Source organism: Trichocoleus sp. FACHB-262, from assembly GCF_014696035.1.
GTDB lineage: Bacteria > Cyanobacteriota > Cyanobacteriia > FACHB-46 > FACHB-46 > Trichocoleus.
In genome coordinates, this window is record NZ_JACJPK010000072.1 from 325,225 (window position 1) to 347,309 (window position 22,085).

At 47.1% G+C, this 22,085-nt stretch carries 15 protein-coding genes and 1 tRNA gene; 10 read left to right on the forward strand and 6 right to left on the reverse strand.

Features of this window, described 5'->3' with window-relative positions:
• Positions 1–475: 475 nt before the first annotated feature.
• The 3 genes from H6F68_RS14720 to H6F68_RS14730 are packed head-to-tail and all read left to right on the forward strand — an operon-like array spanning position 476 to position 3,346.
• On the forward strand, positions 476–1,651 hold the full coding sequence (locus tag H6F68_RS14720; RefSeq protein WP_190560027.1) for a Re/Si-specific NAD(P)(+) transhydrogenase subunit alpha: 1,176 nt from the start codon (positions 476–478) through the stop codon (positions 1,649–1,651).
• Positions 1,652–1,655: 4 nt separating this feature from the next.
• A complete protein-coding gene (locus H6F68_RS14725) occupies positions 1,656–1,949 on the forward strand; it encodes an NAD(P) transhydrogenase subunit alpha (RefSeq protein WP_190433308.1) in 294 nt (97 codons plus the stop codon).
• Positions 1,946–3,346: an NAD(P)(+) transhydrogenase (Re/Si-specific) subunit beta gene (locus H6F68_RS14730; protein WP_190560029.1), complete on the forward strand. Its 1,401-nt coding sequence runs from the start codon at positions 1,946–1,948 to the stop codon at positions 3,344–3,346. The genes H6F68_RS14725 and H6F68_RS14730 overlap by 4 nt, the downstream gene beginning before the upstream one ends.
• 66 nt (positions 3,347–3,412) lie before the next feature.
• On the opposite strand, the gene H6F68_RS14735 is transcribed toward H6F68_RS14730, so the two are convergent.
• Entirely contained in the window at positions 3,413–4,828 is a 1,416-nt protein-coding gene (locus tag H6F68_RS14735) for a glycoside hydrolase 100 family protein (protein WP_199300084.1), read from the reverse strand.
• A gap of 374 nt (positions 4,829–5,202) precedes the next feature.
• Here H6F68_RS14735 and H6F68_RS14740 point away from each other — a divergent pair, with 374 nt between their 5' ends.
• The gene (locus H6F68_RS14740) at positions 5,203–7,833 is read left to right on the forward strand and encodes a type II CAAX prenyl endopeptidase Rce1 family protein (RefSeq protein ID WP_190560031.1); all 2,631 of its coding nucleotides are present in this window, start codon (positions 5,203–5,205) and stop codon (positions 7,831–7,833) included.
• Positions 7,834–7,905: 72 nt separating this feature from the next.
• Positions 7,906–10,188 (forward strand): GUN4 domain-containing protein, encoded by a 2,283-nt coding sequence (locus tag H6F68_RS14745; RefSeq protein WP_190560033.1) that lies wholly within the window; start codon positions 7,906–7,908, stop codon positions 10,186–10,188.
• Between the two features lie 262 nt (positions 10,189–10,450).
• Here H6F68_RS14745 and H6F68_RS14750 read toward each other — a convergent pair.
• Positions 10,451–10,532 (reverse strand) — tRNA-Leu (locus H6F68_RS14750).
• A 267-nt stretch (positions 10,533–10,799) separates the two neighbouring features.
• Here H6F68_RS14750 and H6F68_RS14755 point away from each other — a divergent pair.
• From H6F68_RS14755 to H6F68_RS14775, 5 genes are all read left to right on the forward strand, one after another.
• Positions 10,800–11,321 (forward strand): DUF2062 domain-containing protein, encoded by a 522-nt coding sequence (locus H6F68_RS14755; protein ID WP_190560035.1) that lies wholly within the window; start codon positions 10,800–10,802, stop codon positions 11,319–11,321.
• A 472-nt stretch (positions 11,322–11,793) separates the two neighbouring features.
• Positions 11,794–13,974: a BamA/TamA family outer membrane protein gene (locus H6F68_RS14760; RefSeq protein WP_190560037.1), complete on the forward strand. Its 2,181-nt coding sequence runs from the start codon at positions 11,794–11,796 to the stop codon at positions 13,972–13,974.
• A gap of 44 nt (positions 13,975–14,018) precedes the next feature.
• Entirely contained in the window at positions 14,019–15,710 is a 1,692-nt protein-coding gene (locus tag H6F68_RS14765) for a serine/threonine-protein kinase (protein WP_190560039.1), read from the forward strand.
• Between the two features lie 88 nt (positions 15,711–15,798).
• A complete protein-coding gene (locus tag H6F68_RS14770) occupies positions 15,799–16,926 on the forward strand; it encodes an SAVED domain-containing protein (protein ID WP_190560041.1) in 1,128 nt (375 codons plus the stop codon).
• The gene (locus tag H6F68_RS14775; protein ID WP_190560043.1) at positions 16,923–17,687 is read left to right on the forward strand and encodes a nucleotidyltransferase; all 765 of its coding nucleotides are present in this window, start codon (positions 16,923–16,925) and stop codon (positions 17,685–17,687) included. Before H6F68_RS14770 ends, H6F68_RS14775 begins: the two co-directional genes overlap by 4 nt.
• Before the next feature lie 84 nt (positions 17,688–17,771).
• Here the strand turns inward: H6F68_RS14775 and mug are convergent, their stop codons facing one another.
• The 4 genes from mug to H6F68_RS14795 form a co-directional block, all read right to left on the reverse strand.
• Positions 17,772–18,329 carry a G/U mismatch-specific DNA glycosylase gene (gene mug, locus H6F68_RS14780; protein ID WP_190560045.1) on the reverse strand — a complete coding sequence of 186 codons (558 nt, stop codon included), beginning with the start codon at positions 18,327–18,329 and terminating at the stop codon, positions 17,772–17,774.
• 88 nt (positions 18,330–18,417) lie between these two features.
• The gene (locus tag H6F68_RS14785; RefSeq protein ID WP_190560047.1) at positions 18,418–19,308 is read right to left on the reverse strand and encodes a tRNA (5-methylaminomethyl-2-thiouridine)(34)-methyltransferase MnmD; all 891 of its coding nucleotides are present in this window, start codon (positions 19,306–19,308) and stop codon (positions 18,418–18,420) included.
• A 103-nt stretch (positions 19,309–19,411) separates the two neighbouring features.
• Entirely contained in the window at positions 19,412–21,679 is a 2,268-nt protein-coding gene (locus tag H6F68_RS14790) for an ATP-dependent endonuclease (RefSeq protein ID WP_190560049.1), read from the reverse strand.
• 9 nt (positions 21,680–21,688) lie between these two features.
• Positions 21,689–22,042: a hypothetical protein gene (locus H6F68_RS14795; RefSeq protein WP_190560051.1), complete on the reverse strand. Its 354-nt coding sequence runs from the start codon at positions 22,040–22,042 to the stop codon at positions 21,689–21,691.
• Between the last annotated feature and the right edge of the window lie 43 nt (positions 22,043–22,085).

Consider the following 22,085-nt stretch of genomic DNA (forward strand, 5'->3'; position numbering starts at 1 on the left):
AAAGTTTGACATTAGTTATGGTAGAAATGTCGCTCTTAACCCAAAACTAAGTTGACGAGTCTGCTGTTTGAGGTTTTGAAACCTAAAGATTTGCTGCCATGACGACAAGGCTCAGCCTGAAAAAAGCTTCTCAGCCACTTAGTAATAGATCCGGCTAGCCTTTACTAAACAGGCTAGGTGCTGTGCTGAAAAAGCTGACAGAGCCTTATTGTCGTTAGTATCAGCAGTAAAGCAGATGTGAAGAGTAGCTGATGTGTGTTTTACCAGCAAAAGTAAGCGATCGCCCTCTTTTTGTTTTTGCTTTGCTGGCAATGAACTGATGGGTAGGAGTTTTTACTGCTTGAGTTTCACAATTACCTTTTAATAAATCGAGGCTCAGCTCAGGGCTGAAGCCAGGTAGCAGTCGAAATTTCACTACATTAATTGCCACTTCAAAGAGTGACGAGTCACTGATATTGATTACGAAGGAGAGTTCATGAAAATAGCAGTTGCTAAAGAAAGTGAAGTCGGTGAGCGTCGGGTTGCCCTGATCCCAGATACGGTGGCTCGTTTAGTGAAGCAGGGAATAGAAGTCTTGGTAGAAGCGGGCGCTGGGGAACGAGCCTGTTTCTCGGATGCTACCTACGAAGCCGCCGGAGCCAAAATTGTGAGCGATACAGCTACTCTCTGGGGAGAAGCTGACGTGCTGCTGAAAGTGTCGCCCCTCCAAGAGCGAGGAGATGGGCAGCATGAAGCCGATTTGCTGCACGAAGGCCAAGTGGTAATTGGTTTCCTCGATCCCTTAGGCACTCCAACTTTGGCTCAGCGTTTGGCAGAGCGCAAGATTACTGCTTTCAGTATGGAGATGATTCCACGCACCACGCGAGCGCAAAGTATGGATGCTTTGTCGTCTCAAGCCAGCGTTGCGGGTTATAAAGCTGTGCTAATTGCTGCGGCAGCAATGCCTAAATACTTCCCGATGTTGACGACAGCAGCAGGAACGATTCCACCTGCCAAAGTATTCATCATGGGGGCTGGGGTGGCGGGTCTGCAAGCGATCGCTACTGCTCGCCGCCTCGGTGCTGTAGTAGAAGCGTTTGATATTCGTCCTGCGGTCAAGGAAGAAGTGCAAAGCTTGGGCGCGAAATTTATCGAGGTGCCAATCGAAGAAGATACCGTGGCAGCGGGTGGATACGCCAAGGAAATTTCTGAGGCCGCTAAACAGCGATCGCGCGAAGTAGTAGCTGAGCATGTCAAGACCGCTGATGCTGTGATTACCACGGCTCAGGTTCCTGGCAGAAAAGCACCTCTGCTTGTCACTGAAGAAATGGTAGCTCAAATGAAACCAGGCTCGGTGATCGTCGATTTAGCAGCGGAGCAAGGCGGCAACTGTGCCTGTACGAAGCCAGGAAAGGACGTACTGGTCAATGGTGTGACTGTAATTGGCCCCATCAACCTCCCTTCCTCAGTGCCAATCCATGCTAGCCAAATGTATGCCAAGAACGTTTTGACCTTGGTGCAGTATTTGGTAAAAGACCAAGCACTGAATCTGAACTTTGCTGATGACATTATTGATGCGGCTTGCATTACCCATGCGGGAGAAATTCGCAACCAACGGATTAAAGATGCTTTGGCCGCAAACAACGAACAAGTAATGGAAAGGAGCCACTAAAGCAATGGCAGCAGGATTAATTGCCGGACTCGTCGTTTTTGTCCTTGCCTCTTTTATCGGGGTGGAAGTGATCAACAAAGTGCCACCCACACTTCACACACCACTGATGTCTGGCTCTAATGCCATCTCAGGTATTGCTGTGATTGGTGCCTTGCTAGTAGCTGGCCCCAGAGACTCCAATCTCAGCGTCATTTTGGGCTTGATCGCCATCGTGCTCGCAACCATCAACGTCGTCGGTGGCTTTCTAGTTACAGACCGGATGCTGCAAATGTTTAAGAAAAAAGAGGTGAAGGCATGAGCATCTTTGGTCCTACTGGTATTGAACTAAGCTACTTAATTGCCTCTTCTCTATTCATTATTGGTCTGAAGCGTTTAGGCTCACCCGCTACAGCTCGGCAAGGCAACACGATTGCGGCGGTTGGGATGTTAATCGCTGTCGTCGTTACCTTGCTTGATCGCAATGTGCTCAACTACGAAATGATTTTGTTGGGCATTGCTGCTGGTTCTGTAATTGGAGCGATCGCGGCTCAGAGAGTCGCCATGACTGAAATGCCTCAGATGGTAGGTTTACTCAACGGGTTGGGTGGTGCGGCCTCGGCTCTAGTCGCAGTGGCTGAGTTTTGGCGGCTACTGGGCACCGCCGCCGCAGTGCCCCTGGAAGCCACAATCACCACGATTTTAGGGGTGTTAATTGGAGGGGTGACGCTCACAGGCAGTTTGGTGGCTTTTGCTAAGTTGCAAGGTATTATGCCCGGTGCCCCGATTACTTTCCAGTTGCAACAGCCTTTTAACCTTTCTCTCTTGCTGATCTTTTTGACTGGCAGTGCCTACCTAATAGTTGAACCTCACAACGTTCCTATTTTTCTAGGATTAGTTGGCATTTCCTTACTCTTGGGTGTTCTATTCGTGATCCCAATTGGTGGAGCAGACACGCCAGTCGTGATTTCGCTTCTGAACTCTTACTCTGGCTTGGCGGCTAGTGCGGCAGGGTTCATCCTAGGCAACAACATGCTGATCATCGCGGGTGCTTTAGTCGGTGCTTCCGGAATCATCCTGACGCAGATCATGTGTAAGGCGATGAACCGATCGATCACCAATGTATTGTTCAGCGCTTTTGGCAGTGGTGCCGCTGCAACAGCAACTGAAGGAACTCAGGGTGACAAGGTAGTTCACTCCATCGACCCCGAAGAAGGTGCGATGATGTTGGGCTATGCTCGCTCGGTGGTAATTGTGCCAGGATACGGCATGGCAGTCGCCCAAGCTCAACACTCGGTCCGAGAACTAGCTGACCAGCTGGAGAGACTGAATGTGAGCGTGAAATACGCCATCCATCCAGTAGCAGGCCGCATGCCTGGTCACATGAACGTGTTGCTAGCAGAAGCGAATGTGCCTTACCCCCAGCTCTGCGACATGGAAGACATTAACCCAGACCTCGATCGCACAGATGTAGCCCTGGTAATTGGGGCCAATGATGTGGTGAATCCAGCCGCCCGGGACAACGCTAGCAGCCCGATCTATGGGATGCCGATTCTAGAAGTAGACAAGGCACTACACACCATCGTGATTAAGCGGGGCATGAGCGCAGGCTTCGCAGGAGTTGACAACGATTTGTTCTACAAAGACAAAACGATGATGATGTTTGGCGGTGCCAAAGAAGTAGTAGACAAGTTGGTTTCAGAAGTGAAGCAACTTTAGGTCAAAGACTCTAAACAGCCAAAAAGAGGGGTTCTGAATTCAGGCCCCTCTTTTTTATGGACATTTTTAGATGATCCCCAAGTCCTCAAAGCAAATAAGGGAGAGGTTGCTGGGTTTCTGAATTAGCTCTTTGGCTAGTAAATAACCCGCAATCGTCCATGTTTGGTACCGTCTGGCTTCCTTACCCACTAGGCGTCCATTTTTGCCGTCGTAGTATTCGGGCCACTCATCTTCAACCAAGCGGCGCTCAGCAATTTTGAGGGCTTGCTTACCAATTTCTGGCCGACCTGCTTTCTGGGCTGCTGCTGCCAGCATCCAAAGTAAAACGGGCCAACTACCACCATTGTGATAAGACCAAGGGCGATTCTTGGGGTCACAACCAGTCAGAATTTTCCAGCCTTGGTCCTCCAGCGCCGGGTAACAAAGCTTCATTGGCATGTCACCCACTAGGTCTTCCCAGCGAGACTCAATCAGTTGCAAAATTCCTTGGGACTGCTCCTTACTCGACAGGCTAGACAGCACAGCCATCAGGTTGCCCACGGCAAAGAAACGGCAGTCAATTTGGGATGGCCCTAAGTTACCCGCTAAGTAGCCGCCTTCTGGAGGCAGCCACTCAGTGAGTTGATAAAACGGAATGGAATCAGAATAAATATTGAACTGGTTGAGGGCTTGCTCGCCGTACTCTTCCACTTTGTAGCGGTAGATGACGTTGAGACGGTGGGTATCGAGCCAATAGTTTTCGCGGATGTGCTTCGTGACTGGCTCTAAGCGAGAATTGACAGCATCGACGAAATAGCGATTGTGCTTGGTGGGCAGCAACAACTCTTGAGCAGAACGCAACGCGGCGTAAAACAGAGATTGAATTTCTAGCGGGTGACCATAAAGCCCCATCCGACGGTCAATCATGCAAGCGCCGTCGGGAACCAACAGGGTGGGGTACATATCGAACCGCGCCACCAGGCAAAGCTCGACAATCAGCCGAATCCCTTGCTGGAAGTCATCCCGGTTAATTAATTCTTCGTCGTGAGTGGCTTTGAAGTAAGCCCGGAGCAAAATTAGCCACCAGAGGCAGGAGTCAACGGGTGCAACTCTCGCGATCGCATGTTCCCCAAAATCTGCCTTGAGCCGTTCGTGCCCGTGAGACGACTCAACCTTGAAGCTAGCTGGCATCAAGCCACGGCCTGGCTTGGAGCAGTCAAACTGGCGTTTCTTAGGTTGCAGCTTGAGGGTTTCTTCTAGGAAGTTGCGAACAATGTCGGTTCTGCCTCTGATCAGGAAGACGAGGGCGGAAGAAACAAAGTCACGAATAAAGCACTGGTCGTAGTTAAGGGCTGTTAATTCTGGATCGCGGGCCGCTACTGTGCCGACAGGACGGTCTTGATAATAAATAATGGATTGTTCTAGGGCTTCCCATGCCTGTTTTTCGAGTACTGACTTGGCCACTTGGGGTGCTGCTTGTTGGTCTAAAGTTGCTTTGCTCAATGTTCCATCCCTCACCTATTGCTTTGTCTACATCTCTATAAAACTTATGAATAGCGCTATGACTCAGCTGCTGGAGCCGAGTTGCGTGTAACTCTACGAGTTATCTCGGTTGAAGTGCTGTTTCAACTTAGCGCAACTCAAAACGCTTCGCTTCTAACCTAGGAAAGCGATCGCATCAATAGGGCTATGGCATTGAGCAGAATTTTGTGAGTTGTGGCAGGAAAACGCCTTAGCTGATTCTTTAAATAATCGGTATGGGCGATGAAATTTAGCGGTGAATGGTCGGAAGATGGGAACAATGCTTGAACTAAAGTGCTTTCCCAAGTGCTTTTCCAGGAGCCACTACCAAAGCACAACATTATGGCTGCACAAAAATGGCTCTACGAAGCATCAAACAAAAGTTATACCAGAGCGGGAAATACCGTTTAGGTGTTTTTGTTTTGTTGGCAGCATTGGCCGCGATCGCCTGCTTGTTACTTGTGCCTAAACCCAAGCCAGCGATCCAGGCAACTGACTACGCCATTCACTCACAGTTAAGCTTCAATCAACCCCAGTTTTATCCTCCGAGCCAAAAGCCGCCAACCGCTCTCTATCAACCCGTAGGAGAGTGGGTGGGTCGGCTGATCTTACCGAGTCAAGGCTTGTCTGACCCAAAGTTACCAGATGATCAGCAGTCGCTTGATCAAGCAAATAATGCCTCAGCTTCAGATTGGGTTTGGCTAGAAGTGCAACACGCACCCAGTGAGGCGCAAAGCTTAGTTAGGAAAGTTGTCCGGTTGGAATGGAGTCCCCAGCTAGAAGTCCAAGCTTATGTGCGAGCCGTCACGCAGAATGTTAGCTTTACGGCTAGGACTGAGACCAGTAAACAGCAAGGCAATATTCATCCCGATCGCCTTAATGGTCATAAAGATGTAGGGCCGTTGCAGTCTTTGGCTGGAGCTAGACCCAATGATGATGTCATCGTCACGCTCAAGGATGTCACCGTGGTCCCAGCAAGTGACTCTCCCAGCATTCTCCAGATTAGTCAAGAACCTGTTTTAGCCACAGGACGCTTGTACGGGTTGGTGAAAATTTTAGGCGTAGATGACCAGGCAGCTAAGCAAGTAGCACCCAGCCTCTGCCAAAAATCACCCACCTGCGCTCATGAGTTTTTTCGCGTCCAACACTACAATCCAGCTTCTAAAAAATTTGATGGAGTTCTAGAAACAGTTCGCATCCCACAACAACTTGCTGGACGTAGCGGCATTGCGCCCTCAACTCCCCGCCATATCGAAACTTCCCCCGCTGGAAAAGCAGGCTGGTACATTTATGGGGCTAAAAGTGCTGAGGGAGTTTTTGTGGTGCAAGCGATTCAGCCGCGATCGCTGGTACAGTTGCAGTCCGATCGAGTCGTCTTAGGTCATCCAGCAGGACTCACTTACATCAACCAGCAAAACTGGCAGAAGGTGGAAACGCAGAAAGGCACTGTTCGGAAAGTTTTAGTTAAACCTGGCTCAACCGTCACGAAGGCTAAAGCAAGACCTTTCAAGTGGAAGCTAGGCGATCGCGCGATCGTTTTACATACCTTCGGCGGTATTGGTGGCAGAAAAGCAGAAGCAGCCTTGGGTTATACCGTCACGGGCCACTTTTCCTATGGGCTAGCTGAAGTAGTTCGTGAGCCGCTGACCCAAGAGTTACAGTTTGATGTCCAGTATCAGCAGGTTTACGCCCACAATCCCAATGCCATTATTTCGGGCACCACAACCTGGCCTAATTACATGGGGAACTTACAGTGGGGCTGGTTGGGAACTCGGCCTGTTTCAGATGTCCTGGTGAAATTTGACCCAGTGCTACGCGACTATGGCTTCGGTGGCATCACGCTCTCGCCCCTAAGAGAATTTCAGCAACAGTTACAGGTAATGATGGCGCGGTATCGAGTGGGAGATGGGACAGGGAGCGCTACCGTAACGCCTGCAACCTCTTGTGTGCAAGACTCTAACCAAGCTCTCTATGCCACAATTCTGCACATCAAGCAGCAAGTCAGCTCCACACCAGTAATTCAAAGTTGGCTAGCCGCCCATCCTAAGGATGAGCAAACCCTACGGTTTCAGCAGCTCGTATCCTTAGCCAAGGATCTCGAACAGCGGCTGATTCCACTCGGAATTTTGCGATCGGACTGGCAACAAAACGCAACCGTTTTAGCGGGCACCAATTCTCAACCAGACTTTACGAGTAGCCGCGACCCGTTAGCAGGGTTGACCAGTTGGCGAACCATGATTCCCCGACAAGCTCAAGATGAATTGGCTAACTTGTTTTTACAACATGGGGCACAGCTCTGGTTTCTTCGCACGAATCAAGTTGGTGGTTGGAACCCGGATATTGTCCCCGTTGCACCGACTGCGTTGTTAGGCCAGTTGACCGTTCCAGTCGCGAAAGCTCCGATCGCTTCTATTTTGCTCAATCGGGTTTTGAGTGCTCTGAATCCTTCTGATCTACGAGGCTGGATCATCACAGTAGGGCTGCTATTCCTGTATGGAGCGATCGCTTTACCTCTAGGCTTTGCCTCTGGTTTTTTACAAATCAACCTTTGGCCTGCCAACTGGCTCAGCTATTGTTTGTTGGCATTAAGAGCATTACTCACGCCAGCGCTATTAGAGGAATTAGGCTTCCGAGTGTTACTACTGCCGCATCCCACGGTGGGAGTGGCCTGGTATATCTGGGGTGGTTGGGCAGTACTGAGTCTACTGCTGTTCATCCTCTATCACCCGCTAAACGGCAAGACTCTGTATAAGGCTGGTGCAATTACTTTTCTAAACCCCATTTTTCTGGCTTTAACAGGTTTGTTAGGAGTCACTTGTACAGTGGTCTATGCGGTAACAGGCTCTTTATGGACGATCGCTTTTGTCCACTGGGTAGTTGTGGTGGTTTGGCTAATCGCGTTAGGTGGACATCAGAAACTCAGCTTAGCTCCGTCACCTAGCTCAAAACCCTCCACTTCTACTCCAGGAAAGCGATCACATCTATAAAGCTATGGCATTAAGCAGAATTTTGCTTTGGGAAGTGAGCCAGAATAAGGGAAATCCTGCACTGCTCTTGGTATGACAGAGGCCCCAGAACCGAAAGATAAGGCTACAGAACAAGCTCCTCTAAATGAAAAAATTGCCGATCTAGTTCTCAAAGTGGTGATGACTGGAGGAGTCGCAGGGGGAGGGATTGGAGCATTTTGGTCACTGTTCAAAGATAGCGACGTACCTAAGGCGATCGCTTCCGCGGTGATTGGCCTAGGAATTTCCTACGCAGCCAAAATGCTTCAGCCTGTGCATGAGGGTAACCAGCGACGGTTAGAGAAAGCAGGTAAAGCAATCGATGCGGCGATCGATCGCGGTTTGGCTGAGCCAGCTCGACGCACAATTGAAGACCGATATTTGGAATGTCAGGCGTTAGATTGCCAAGCACTGCGATCGGAAGGAGTTGCCCAACATCAAGGCATTTTTATTCCGTTATTAGAAGAAGTATTTGTGCCGCTGGAGGTAGCTGCTGGTGCTAGCCTGCCAGGATTTCGATCGTTACCAACAGAAATCACAACTGAAGGCGATCTAGGCATTTGGGATTTCTTGATTAGAGCCTCAAAACAGCCTACTTTTCGTCAAATCGTAATTTTAGCTTGGGGTGGTTATGGCAAAACTACGCTGCTAAAGCATATTGCCTATATCTATGGCACCCGGCAACATACTCGATACGGAGTAACGAAACGAGTTCCAGTTTTCCTAGCGCTGCGGAAAAAGAAATTTCGAGATTTATTATTACAAGACGATCCGCCTAGTCTGCCAGAACTGATTGCTAATCATCATGTGCCTAGCCTACCAGGAGCCGCTGATCTACAAGTGTCAGTTGATTGGGTTAAGGACATCCTCAAGAAAGGTGACGCGATCGTCATGCTGGATGGGTTTGATGAAGTGGCAAAAGCCCAACGTCCAGCAGTTGCTCGTTGGATTAATGAACAAATACGGCAGTATGGCAAGTCAATATTCATTCTCACGTCTCGGCCTAAGGCTTACACCGAGCAAGAAGTGGGCGATCGCTTAGAATTCAACACTCCGCTCTGGGTACAAAACTTCAATTCCGAACAGCGTCAAGATTTTGTTAAGCGGTGGTATCTGTGTCAAGAACGTTATGCCAATGGAGGCCGTGATACTCCAGATGTTCGACAAGCAGCAACTCAAGCCGCAACAGAACTGTTAGCGCAGATTGAAGCACGGCAAGAACTAAAGGATCTGGCCAAGAATCCACTGTTGTTGAATATGATCGTTACTTTTCATCGGCGCTATCCTGGCGCAGATCTGCCGAAGCGTCGTGTCGAACTATATCGAGAAATTTGCCTCTTGCAGTTGCGCGATCGCCCTAGTGCTAGAACGTTAGAAACACTACTGACCCAATGCGAAGCCCAAACTATCCTGCAAATGTTGGCGCTGGAGATGATGGAGCAAAAGCAAGAGCGGATCGATCGCGATACATTGCTACGGCAGTTAACTAGCTATCTCTCGGCTCAAGGTGAAACAGCAGATACCAAAGAGTTTTTAGAACAAGTGGTGCAAATCAGCGAATTACTGGTCGAGCGGGAACCGGAGGAGTTTGAATTCGCCCATTTGAGTTTTCAAGAATATCTAGCCGCCACCCAGATTGCCCAGCAACAGCAGGAAAGCATATTGTATGACCACTTTGGGGATGACTGGTGGAAGCCAACCTGTTTACTCTATGCTGCCCAAGTAAAAAATCCTACTAGCTTGATTCAGGAAGCAATTAACCGGGGGGCTAGAGATCTGGCATATGCCTGTTATCAAGAAACCACAAAACGCATCGATCATGATTTGGCATTACAGTTCAAGACCCTCGGTCAATTTCTACAAATCTCACACTATCAAACACTGGAGCTTTATCTTGCCAATGGGCTTTGGCCAAAAGCTGATCAAGAAACCTATCGTCTGATGATTATTCGGGTGGGTAAAGAAGAGGGGCAATGGTTTGACCGAGAAGATTTGCTAAACTTCCCTTGCGAAGACTTGAAAGCTATTGATCAACTTTGGGTGAAATACAGCAATGGTAAATATGGCTTTAGTGTGCAGAAGCAGATTTACCTAGAATGCAGCGGTCTCTTGGATGGTGAATATCCAGGTGACCAAATCTGGTACGAGTTTTGCGATCGCGTTGGCTGGCGTAAAAATAATAAGTGGGTCAGCCGCCATGACTCAGGTTTTAATAGTATGCAGGCACTATGCGGGCACCTCCCGCGGTTTGTGGACGGTGTAGTTGGGGGAGTGTTGTTGAGTCGGTCGTTGGTGTCTCTTCGTCTCGCATCGAGAATTGTGACGTGTAAAATATGAAACTTTCGTATTGCGTAGGATGAGTATTATGAGGAGCCAGATACTTGGCACCATACATTCGTAAATTCGGCACTGGCTACTTGAGGGCGAAAGCAACTTACTAGCATTGTCTCCTTGGTTGCCGTCACTATTTTGACTAACTCCTAAATCTCTTAGTGTCTGAAAGGTATGAGCGATCGCTCTCCCTCCACATTTATTAGTGAAATCGCCCAGCTTCCTTTTTTTAGAAAACCCGGGCGATCGCTTTTGATTTAATTTTTAATGCGGATGAAAGGACTTGAACCTTCACTCCGTGAGGAACTAGAACCTAAATCTAGCGCGTCTGCCAATTCCGCCACATCCGCCTGTTATCTGGCTTAACTATGATAGCAGAGGTAAACGAAAATCAACTACTGGCAGCGAATAAATATTGAAATTGGAGCTGGCAATTAGGTGCGATCGCCTAAACTTCAGCGCTTTAGGGCAGGGGATCGGCTTTCCACCTGGAGAAGGAGCCAAGAGGAGCCAAATTTTCATAACTTAAAATAGAGAGGACAATCTCTAAAGTAGATACGGAATATTGATCTACTCCCGTGTAATTTTTGTTTAGGGACGTAGGAATACATTAAGTCATGAAGCAGTGGCAACGGGGGCTCCGTTATCTTTACCTGAGGTTCGTCCGGTTGCAAGCGACACCTGAGCAGATCTCGCGGGGATTCGCCTTAGGGATTTTTTGGGGGATGTTTCCGCTACCCGGGTTGCAAATGGCGATCGCAGTTGTGAGCGCAGCCGTTGTTCGTGGCAGTAAATTGGCAGCGGCGGCAGGAACTTGGTTTAGCAATCCTTTGACGACTCTACCGTTAACTGCATTTAACTTTCATGTTGGACAGTCGGTGTTAGGGCGAGAGTGGGAAGATTTGCCAACAGAAAATTTGCGATCGCTCGATAGCTTTCTTGCCTTAGGCACGGACTTTATTACTGGCTACTTGATGGGCTGTTTGATTGTCGGGCTGGCCTTTGCAGTAGTTAGCTATTTCGTGGGTATTCCAGTCGTTGATGCAATTCAGCGGCGCAATGCGGCTCGCCGATTAAAGCGACGGAAGGCGCGTTTCTATAAGCCTTTGAGGTATCGCGATCGCTCCCAGTGGCACTAACAGTTAGTCACCAAAACGTAGGTTGATGCGATCGCGAGATTAAGTCAGCCGTAGCAACAACTGAACAGCGATCGCAGCAGCCCGGAACTTGATGAGTTAGGTTGCAGTCAAAGTTAACAAAGCAGCCAACGCAACCCAGATATTATGCGGTGACGTTGACGGCTACAACTCCTGCTCGCTCAGGTTACTAGACAACATTTGCCATTCAAACTTAATTTTGTGGTGTGAAGGTTTAGCTCCTTGCTAAATCACAGGACTTGTTTGAGTTTTTCAACAGTTCATGAAGCAATTAATGTATTTCTGCAACCTTATACAAACTGACAGGTTGCCTTTAAAGGTTAAAGCAAAGAGCAAGGCAAAATAGAGGGCAGTATTGACGCTGAACCCGATTCATTACAAGCAAATGTTGTAGGCATGGCGAGAAAGCCTTTTGTGACGAATTAAACCCAGATTGACAAACGAAGTGACTGTTATGCGTGTCCCAACTCTTGCACTTTGTACCCTAGCTGCTGTGGCAGGCTGGGATTTAACTCACCAAGCGAGTGCTGGTCAGGCACCGAAAGCCATCGCCCCACAGCCTACAGCAAATAATTTTGTCGTCCCTGCCGAAACCACTGCACCCACACCAGTCGAAGCGATCGCTCCGCCAGAAACCTTAGTGGCTCAGCAGTTTTCAGAAAGCACAACCCAACCGAGTGACAGCGCCCAGTACTACCAGCAATATCAACCTGCTGTCGTAGTGCCAACGGCACCCGTTGAATCTCAGACTCGGCCTGCTAGTTTCCCTGCACCAACCACAACTGCGCCAACTCCTACAACCACGGCTCGCCCCAACGCGATCGCCCCATCTCCGCAAGTCGCTGCCACACCCAACCGGACGACTACGCCACCCAAAACCAATAACGCCAATGGGAATTTGGTGGTGACTGCGACCGATGTAAAAATCGTAGGGGTCAACGAAGAACTGCAACAAGTGGTACGCAACGTGATCCGCACTCGTCCAGGCGGCACCACGAGCCAAAGTCAGTTGCAAGACGATGTTAGCCGTATTTTGAATAGTGGGTTATTTGCCAATGCCAATGTTAGTAGCCGCAGCAATGCCACAGGCTTAGATGTCACCTATCAAGTCACGCCAGTGGTGGTGCGATCGCTGCAATTGACTGGGGCGAAGGTACTCACTCCTGCGATCGCTCAAGAATTGTTTGCGGCTCAGCTCGGCAATCAAATTAGCCCTGCCGCGCTCGATCAGGGGGGGCGCAACATTAACGATTGGTACAAGCAAAATGGCTACTCATTAGCGCGGGTGGTTGCCATTGAACCCAGCCAAAACGGTGTTGTTACCGTAGAAGTGGCTGAAGGAACGGTTGGTAAGATCAACTTCCTCTTTGTCAATGACAAAGGAGAAACTGTCGATGAGGAAGGCAAAACGATTCAGGGTAGAACCCAGGAATCATTTTTGAGAAGAGAAATTCAGTTGCAACCAGGGCAAACCTTCCGAGAAGACGTAGTTCGCCAAGATTTACAACGACTGTACCAACTAGGTTTGTTTGACAACGCCGAAATCACATTAAACGGTGATTCGCGGCAGGTAGATGTCACCTACAACCTCACAGAGCGTCCACCGAGAGCGGTGAACGTAGGAGCTGGCTACAGCGAAGATAGCGGCATTTATGGCACCGTCAACTACCAAGACCAAAATATTGGGGGTGTGGGCCAGAGCGTCGGCGGCAATGTGCTGGTAGGTCGTCGGGATGTGCAGTTTGATGTCAACTTCAAGAGCCCTTACCGAGTCAGTCAACCCGACAAGATTGGCTATCAAGTCGATGCCTTCCGCAAACGGGGTCTCTCCTCCACCTTTAACGAGGACATCGGCCTACCCAACGGCGACAAAGTTCGTGAAGGCAAGTTTGGGGGCGGTATCACGCTCCAAAGACCGCTGGGAGATTGGCAAGGTTCGGTGGGACTAAACTACACCCGCACCAGCATTCGCGATAGCGATGGCAAGATTTCGCCAGTGGATGAGTTGGGTAATCCTCTATCCTTTAGTGGCACGGGCATTGATGACCTGACGACGGTTTCGTTTGGGGCTACGCGCGATCGCCGGAATAACCCAGTCAACCCCACCGATGGTTCGGTGCTAACACTCAGCACCGCCCAATCAATTCCTGTGGGACAGGGTAATATTCTCTCGAATCGCCTGCAAGCGAACTACACGCAATACGTCCCCACCCGCATCATTAACTCCAGCAAGAAAGAGCCAGAAGTATTTGCCTTCAACTTGCAAGGGGGAACCACAATTGGTGATTTGCCTCCCTACAGCGCTTTCAATTTAGGTGGTCCGAATACAGTGCGAGGTTACGGCCAAGGAGAAGTTGCCACAGGACGCAGCTATGTTTTAGCCTCAGCGGAATACCGTATTCCAATTCTAACTTCGCCTGTGAGTGGGGTCGTGTTTGCTGATTTCGCCTCCGACTTAGGCTCTGGCAACACGGTTCCTGGCGATCCAGGGGCAGTGCGGGAGAAACCGGGTACTGGATTTGGCTATGGAGTAGGAGTGCGAGTCAAATCACCGCTTGGCATTATCCGGGCTGATTACGGCATTAATGACCAAGGTGACGATCGCCTACAGTTCGGTCTGGGTCAGCGTTTCTAAGCTAGAGTGAACGAGAAGGCGCGATTGGCGGTTAGCTGCTGGACATGGACACACTTCTCGGAAAAACCTTACAGGGTGGCAAATATACTCTAGAGCAAGAACTAGGGCGGGGTGGCTTTGGCATTACCTTCAAGGCCATCCATCGCTATTTGGGGCAACCTGTGGTGATCAAAACCCTGAATGAATCGATGCGCCAGCAACCAAACTATGCCGAGTTTGAGCTTAAGTTTCAAGATGAAGCGCGGCGATTGGCGTTATGTGTGCATCCCAATATTGTGCGGCTGAGCGACTTTTTCATTGAAGATGACCGCTCTTACATGGTGATGGACTATATCCCAGGCCCCACTCTAGAAGCGGTAGTTTTTCCAGATCATCCGTTGCCAGAAGCGATCGCTGTGCATTACATGCGGCAGATTAGCGAAGCGCTGAAAGTAGTGCATCGCAATGGCATGCTGCACCGAGACATTAAGCCGCAAAACATTATTTTGCGCCAAAACACTCAAGAAGTGGTGCTGATTGATTTTGGCATTGCGCGAGAGTTTACTCCTGGGGTCACCCAGACCCACACCAGCATGATTTCGTCGGGTTATGCGCCGATTGAGCAATATGTTTCCAACGAAAAGCGCACCCCAGCTACGGATGTTTATGGTTTAGCGGCAACTCTGTATGCTTTGCTGACAGCGCAAATTCCAGTCGCTTCCATTTTGCGCGATCGCCAACAAATGCCTGCACCGCGAGATGTACGGCCCGAACTCAGCCCAGCAGTAAACCAGGCCGTAATGCGTGGGATGGCAGTGGAAGTGCGCTATCGCCCCGCCACGGTCGATGAGTGGTTAGCAATGCTTCCAGAAGCGGCACCTGTAACTCCCGTCGCTCCTGTAGGAGCAACCCAGACGGTAGCTACGGTGGCAGTCGCTCCTCGAAATCGTGAGGTAACACCTCAAGCAACACCAGTGGGCAATGCTACGAATGCTGTAATTCCTGCAACACGCACTGGTATGCCTTTGCCTCTGCTCCTGGGAAGCGTAGCGATCGCAACTGTCGCTGCGGTGGCTCTAGGAACTGTAGCATTGAAATCTCGTCAACCCGCGACAGAAACCACGGTGACTTCGAGTGTATCCCCTAGTCCAGCGATTACACCCACGCCTACTCCTGCACCTCCACCTAGCATCACACCTGCTGAGCCTCCGCCGCCAGAACCTTCACCCACCGTTACTCCTACTCCAGTCATAGAGCCTTCTCCGCCGATCAGTTTTGAGGAACCATCGGACCAACCCGATGAGAAACCAACAAAAAACGAGGCTGGCGATCGCAGTTCTACGATTCCGACCAACCAACCTGTGCGCGGAATTCCCACGGGCGCGTCCAAAAGTGAAGTGGAACAATTATTAGGAGCACCCGCTAGCTTAAAAACAGGCTATTGGCCCAACACCCGCTCGGCTTTGTATGACTTGGGCAATGGCGTGAACTTGGGCTACATCTACGATCGCGACTCCAACCAAGTGCGGCAAACGGAAGCGTCTTTTCCGCCATCGGCTGACCCGTTGGTGATGCGAACGGCACTGAATGGCATGCTAAGTGGCAGGTCTAGCGAGGAGATTGAAGCAGCCTTACGCCAAGTGCGCGATCGCCAAACTAACCAATATTCGTTTGAGCGCAATGGGGTGAAGGGTGTCATCCAGCGAGATGATCGCGATCGGATTTACATCGGGGTGTGGGATGCAGATTTGCATTAGGGCGATTATTCTCTACTTCATTAAATTTAGAGAAGATCAGAAATTATGTTAGTTGGGTAATCACTCTTGCGCCTATCAAGGAGTGACCATGAGCCAAAAATCAGGACGCAACTATACTGCACGCACACTTAAGATCTTGTGGGGACGTGCTGCTGGACGTTGTGCTGTTCCAGAGTGTCGTATTGAGCTATATGTTGACTCTACTAATCATGATCCCATTGTCATTATTGGAGAGATAGCTCATATAGAAGCATCGAGTAACTCAGGCCCCCGTGCAAACAAAACTTTAGCTAAAAAAGAGCGAGATGACTATAGCAATCTCATTTTGCTCTGCCAAAACTGTCATGCACGCCTTGACGGGCAAAAGAACAGAAATTCAGTTGAACAAATAAAACAGCTTCGTAATGCTCATGAAGCATGGGTGCGAAATAGCTTACCGGAGCGTGGCAAGAGTACTACAGGATGGGCAACCATACTTCTACAAGGGCCTCACCCATTTGATTTAGAACCTACAATAGCTGCTCTACTTCCAGACTTTCCTTCGGGTAATCCTCTTCTTATAAAGGTAGATCCTGACAAGGAATCTTGGCCCAGTATACAAAAACGCTTAATAGAACAAATCGATAGATTGTTAAGGACTGATGATCCATTTGATTTTAGACTTGCCATTTTTCCTTTAGCGCCTGTTTCTGCTTGCATTGCCGTTGGATATTATTTGACCAATCGTCCATGTGTCAGGTTATTCCAATATCATCGTGATGACTATTCATGGTCTTGGCCAAATGAAGCTGCACCAATAATTAATATTGAAACCACTGGATTGCACGTCAGCAAAGCAACTACTGCTGGTGAAATAGCAATCTGCTTTCACCTGAGTGTTTCTATTACTGAAGAAGCTATACATGAAGTGTTAAAGGAGCCGTTGCTAGCAGAAATACACGTCACTGTTCCTAGCATCGGTACAGGCTGGCTAAAGCACCAGGATCAGCTCAAAAAACTGTCCCAAGTAGCAAGAGGCATCTTTGAAAAATGTTTCTCACATTACCCAAAAGCTAGTAAGTGGCATCTTTTTTATGCTGGCCCTGCTCCTGGCGGTGTTGCTATTGGTCAACAAATAAATCCAACTATGTGTCCTCCAATTCAACTTTATGAATATAGGCACAATCGTGTTCCTATGTATCATCCAAGCATAGTTTTGGGGGAAGGAAAGATATGACTACTCAAGAATATTTACAAAGTCTCCTTAGTCAACAAAGTTTGAATGAACAGGAACTAGAAGTTTTACGAAACCTACGTGACCAGATTGAGGCCGTATTAGCAGAACTCGAAGGTAGACCACGCTTCTATTACGGGGGTTCCTATGGAAAGAAAACAATTATTAGTGAGCGTTATGATCTAGATATTGTTATTTATTGGCCTCAAAACACAAATTACACAGTAGAAAGTATATATAGAGCAGTGGGCAAGCAGCTTAAAAAAGAGTGGGATGTTGTGAAACCCAAAACAGTTTCCTGGGAAATTCCGTTTGAAGGAGGATTTCATATCGATGTTGTTCCCGGTCGTGCTTTAGCTGCTGATTATAGAGAAGCTAATCTTTATCGTACTGACACTGGGACGACTCTGAAAACGAGCCTTAAAACTCATATTGACACGGTTAGAAATAGTGGTCGCCGTGATGCCATAAGACTTCTGAAGCTTTGGAGAGAACGAAATCAAGTTCCCTTTAAAAAATCATTTTTGTTAGAGATGATGACAATAGAAGGCTCTAAAGGCAGGTTTTATACAGATTTAGAAGGTCAATTTTTATCATCGCTTACTTATATTAAAGACCATATCGAAACAGTTCAAGTCAAAGACCCTGCGAATAGCAATAATTCTCTTTCTGATGACATCCCTGGCCGAGATAAGCAACTTATTAAGCGTGCTGCTCAAGATGCACTTAACGCAAAATATTGGAGTCAAATATTTGGGAACTAGGTTCGTAATAAGTGATGCTTAATGAGGCATTTTTTATTGCAGTATATAGAAGAACAGTTTTTAGGAATGCGTCTTTGTAAATAATCAAGTGGGCTCAACAGCAACTAACAATTCTCGAAAGACGATCGCTAAGTCTTTGAGTTGATAATGAGCATTCAAACCGCTGGGATTAGGTAATACCCAAACGATCGCGTTGTGTATAGTTTCTTCCTGTCTTCCAACTACAGCTTTAGGTTTGCCAAAGGCAGTTCGATAAGCACCAATGCCCAAAATTGCTAAGCAGCAGGGGCGATATTGTTCTACCTTGGCTGCTAGATTTTGACCACCAATCAATAGTTCTTGCTTGGATAACTCATCGGCTGTAGCAGTGGCGCGATCGACGACATTGGTAATGCCATAGCCGAGTTTGAGCAGGTCACGGTCTTCAGCAGGGTTGAACAGGCGATCGGTGAAACCCGCTTGATGTAAAGTCGGCCAAAAGCGATTGCCAGGACGCGCAAAGTGATGACCCACCACAGCGCTGTAGAGGCTGGGATTGATGCCACAAAACAGCACCTTGAGATCAGGGGCGATGACATCAACCATCGTTTCGCCGATCGCCGCTCGGATTTCTTCCTTAGTTGGTTTACGCAGAGATGCCATTTATTTCCAATACCCTAACAACTGTAGGAGCGAAGCATTTGTAGCAATAGTTGGAAGGAGCAAGGAATCGGGTGCAAATGCTTCGCCCCTACTTGATACCCCAACGCCGTCGCCAACTGGAAGTAGATTCTCGTTGGGATTGTGATTGCTCGTCCTTTTGACGCTGCAAAATAGTTTCGGCGCGATCGCTCAAATCGGAGTCACGGAAAGGAATAGCAGCTCTCGTTTGTAGATGTTCTTGCTCCATCTGCGAGAGGGGATACAGCGTTTCAGGATTAAAACTGCCCACTGTACCTTGGGACCATTCATGCGATTCGTAAACTTCACCTTCGCTGAGAGGAATGGTGCCAATACATAAGCCTGCTGCTTGCATCGCCGATCGCACTGAGGCCGACCGCGAGTAGGTAGCCAACTTTCCAATTGGAGCCAAACAATTTACGACCTGCGTAAAGAACTCTACCGTCCATAACTGCGGGCAGCGACGGGGAGAAAAGGGATCGAAGAAAATGGCATCTGCTTGGAACTCGAAGTTAGCCAAAGATTGAATGGTTTGGCGAGCGTCTCCGATCAAAAGTTTGGCTTGTAAGCGATCGCTTTTATATTCACGTTCCTGCGCTAACGTAATCAAAATCGTTTGGACAGTGGGCGACCAAGACTCGATCAAAGGAGGCGCGATCGCGGCTTGAGGTACGGTGGCATCCAGTTCCAGCCCGTACACTTCCACTTGACAGCCTGGGTTAGCTGTCCAGATGGTTTCTAGAGCGGCAGCAGTGTTGTAGCCCAGTCCATAACAGACATCGAGGAGCCGCACTTGACCTTGCTGCGCCTGCTCCACTAAATCGGTCGCTTTGGCGAATTTGAGGAATGCTTCTGCTTTCGCGCCCTGGCTGCTGTGAAACGTCTCGTTAAATTCCTCAGAAAAGAAGGTGAAAGAGCCATCATCGGTGAGTTGAGGAATCCAGGATATTACCTTTCTCATACCAAACTAATAATTTCCTGCAAATCTCACATCATTACGATAATAATGCAGTAGCTATATGTATTTCCAATTAGGCAGAGTAGATGGAGTGGCAACCAAATTCTCACACTTTTTTGCCAATTTTATTTTGGCTTCTAGGCTTCGATTCTTCTGAGATTTTCATTGGTTCTGAATCATTAATGTGGCTACTTGTTTCAACCTCCAACTGCTCCTGTTTTGTAGTGTTGGCAGAATCTATAGATAAATCAAGAATCTGCTCTGGCTCTAGCTCATCTTCTTGAATTGCTAATAGGCCCGCGTAACGAATCTGCTCCAGAGACAATTTGAATCCTTCATAATCATCAATATATTTTGTCATGCCTTGATCAAGGTTATAAGAATGACGAATATTTTGAATTGCTTCTTTTATTTTATCTAGTTCAATAGGCGAGGACTCATTTCGATTTTCATCCATTAAAGACTCTATATCTTGAAGAAGAATTAATGCGTTCTCACGTCTTGATATTACTCGGTGTTGTTGAATGAACCCGTCAATCCTATTTTTGATTTGTTGAGATAAACGAGCTTTAATAAGTTTATTTTGAGCTTGACGTTGCATTTTGTTTAAATGCTGAAACAAAGTTTTGAAATTTTCTTCAAGCTCTTGCATTGCACCTTCTGAAACTTTGGCAAGAGGGTCTCTAGGGTTTTTATATAATTCATTGAGAATCTGAACTACGTTTCTGGCAAAACCAACCTTTTCAATGTGAAGCTTTGAACTGGATAAATTCTCAAAACATGCTTGCAAAGCATCAAAAACAGTTTTGTCTTCTGTCAGCTTTGATGAAATTAATTCTTTGTTGATTAAAGCAGCAGTTGATTCGTCTATATTGCACATTTCAAGTGCGTAGTGCCTAGCTGCCAAAACACAAATCTCTAGAGGAATTAAGTCTTCTATTTCAATTGGTTTTAGTTTCGTTCCTTCACTTAATTCACGCTGCTTGAATAAGTCACCAATCTGAACAATAAAACTTTCTTTGATCAAAGGCTTTCTATGCCTTCCACCTTTACCTAAGAGATGCTTCTTGGCATCATTGCCGCTTGAGTCACTATCTAAAAGCACAATTACTGCTGGCTGCTCAATATCACGACCACGAGCTAAATAAACTAAATATGGAATATGTGATGCAGAACCTGCGGGCACAATAGTAAGATTATTCAGATTCAGTTTTTCTAAAGTGGAGATACCTCTTTTCCGACGAAGATAATTAGATGCACCAGCCAGCAGTATTTGATCTGCTATGCCTTCAACCATCAAGTTACAGTTACCAATAAAAGTTGTTTCACCAACAAATGCACCAAATGCGGATCTAAGGGGCTCATAATGATTCTTTGCGGCATCTTTTACAACTCGTGTCCCTTCATCTTCATTACCCTTTTGCAATACACGGATTCTCTCAGCATGATTTTTGTCAACTAGGAAGGGAGAGTGAGTTACATAAACTACTTGTACTGGACGAATAATATGAGAACCTTCTTCGGGGTTTGCAAATGCCTCAAAAATTCTCAACAAATCTTGCTGAGCCTGACTGGACAAATATGTGTCAGGCTCATCCATCAGAAGAATTTCGTTTTTTAATTTATGTGATTCATGAGAGCGATATTGTATGTAGTAGCTAAGGAAGTATTTTAATCCTGAGCTTCTTTCTTTAAATGAATACTCAGTTCCAGTCTTGTCAGTTATGGTAAAAACCAAGTCATGCTCTCTAGCCATAACTTTTAATTGAAAATTTCGGTCTTGTACCCACCAATTAGGAAAGTTTAAATTTGTTGCTAGTTGATCATTGATCATCTTAATAATTCCATTGGCATATCCTTGCTTTCCTTTCTTAATAGCTTCCGCAAGGTTTGAAAGAACTTCAGGATCGACCTGAGCGATTTTATAAATCAATTTTTTTGCCAACTCAAGCTGCTTTTCACGTCTAGTTTCTTCATCTTGATTTAAATTAGATTCCTTTAGGGCTGAAACCAAGCTAGAAACCACCTTTTCAAAAGGATCTGAATCTGTGACGGGAAAGTTTCGTTCAGGTCTTGGGGTGTTAGCAAGTTTATTTAATAGATCAAAGATTCTGATTTTTTCATCACGCTCCAGCAACTCAAAACTTGTGTTTCCTTCATTTGAATTCTTAACTAGCTTTTGTATAGGTATACTATCTGGAAGTGCTATTTCAGCATCAATCCTAAATGTTTTAGGTAAAATGCTTGGAACTTTAGATATAAAGTCATCCTGTATTTTGTAAGCTCTATAATTTTCCTCAGGTATGTATACTGTCAAATCATTTACGCTCGTTCTAAATATCAATAAACTATTGAATTCACTATTGTCTGACATCGCACAAGCTTATCGAAAAAAAGCTTTTTCTTCATTTGTTAAATCTTTCCAGCCAGTCCCAAAGTCAGGATGTTTTAGCTCTCCCATCTTTACGGTAAAAAATCGTGAATATCTACAGAAGTCATCACGTTCAATTTTGCTTCCAGAAATCGCCTTTTCTATGGCGCTCAAAAGGTGAGACTTTCCAGATTCATTAGCACCTACAACAGTTGTGATTTCCGAATCAATTGCTACTTCAATATAAGGATACCAATCTCCATTTAGTTTCTCCCATGGTTTTGGCTTTGCCTCTTTATGTAACCTTCTTAGGAAATCATCGTTGAAAGACTTGTAAAAGCGGATAAAAACTGTTTTAAGAAGCATCTTAATCCTGCCTATGGAATATAGTTTTATTCTCAATGTTAAT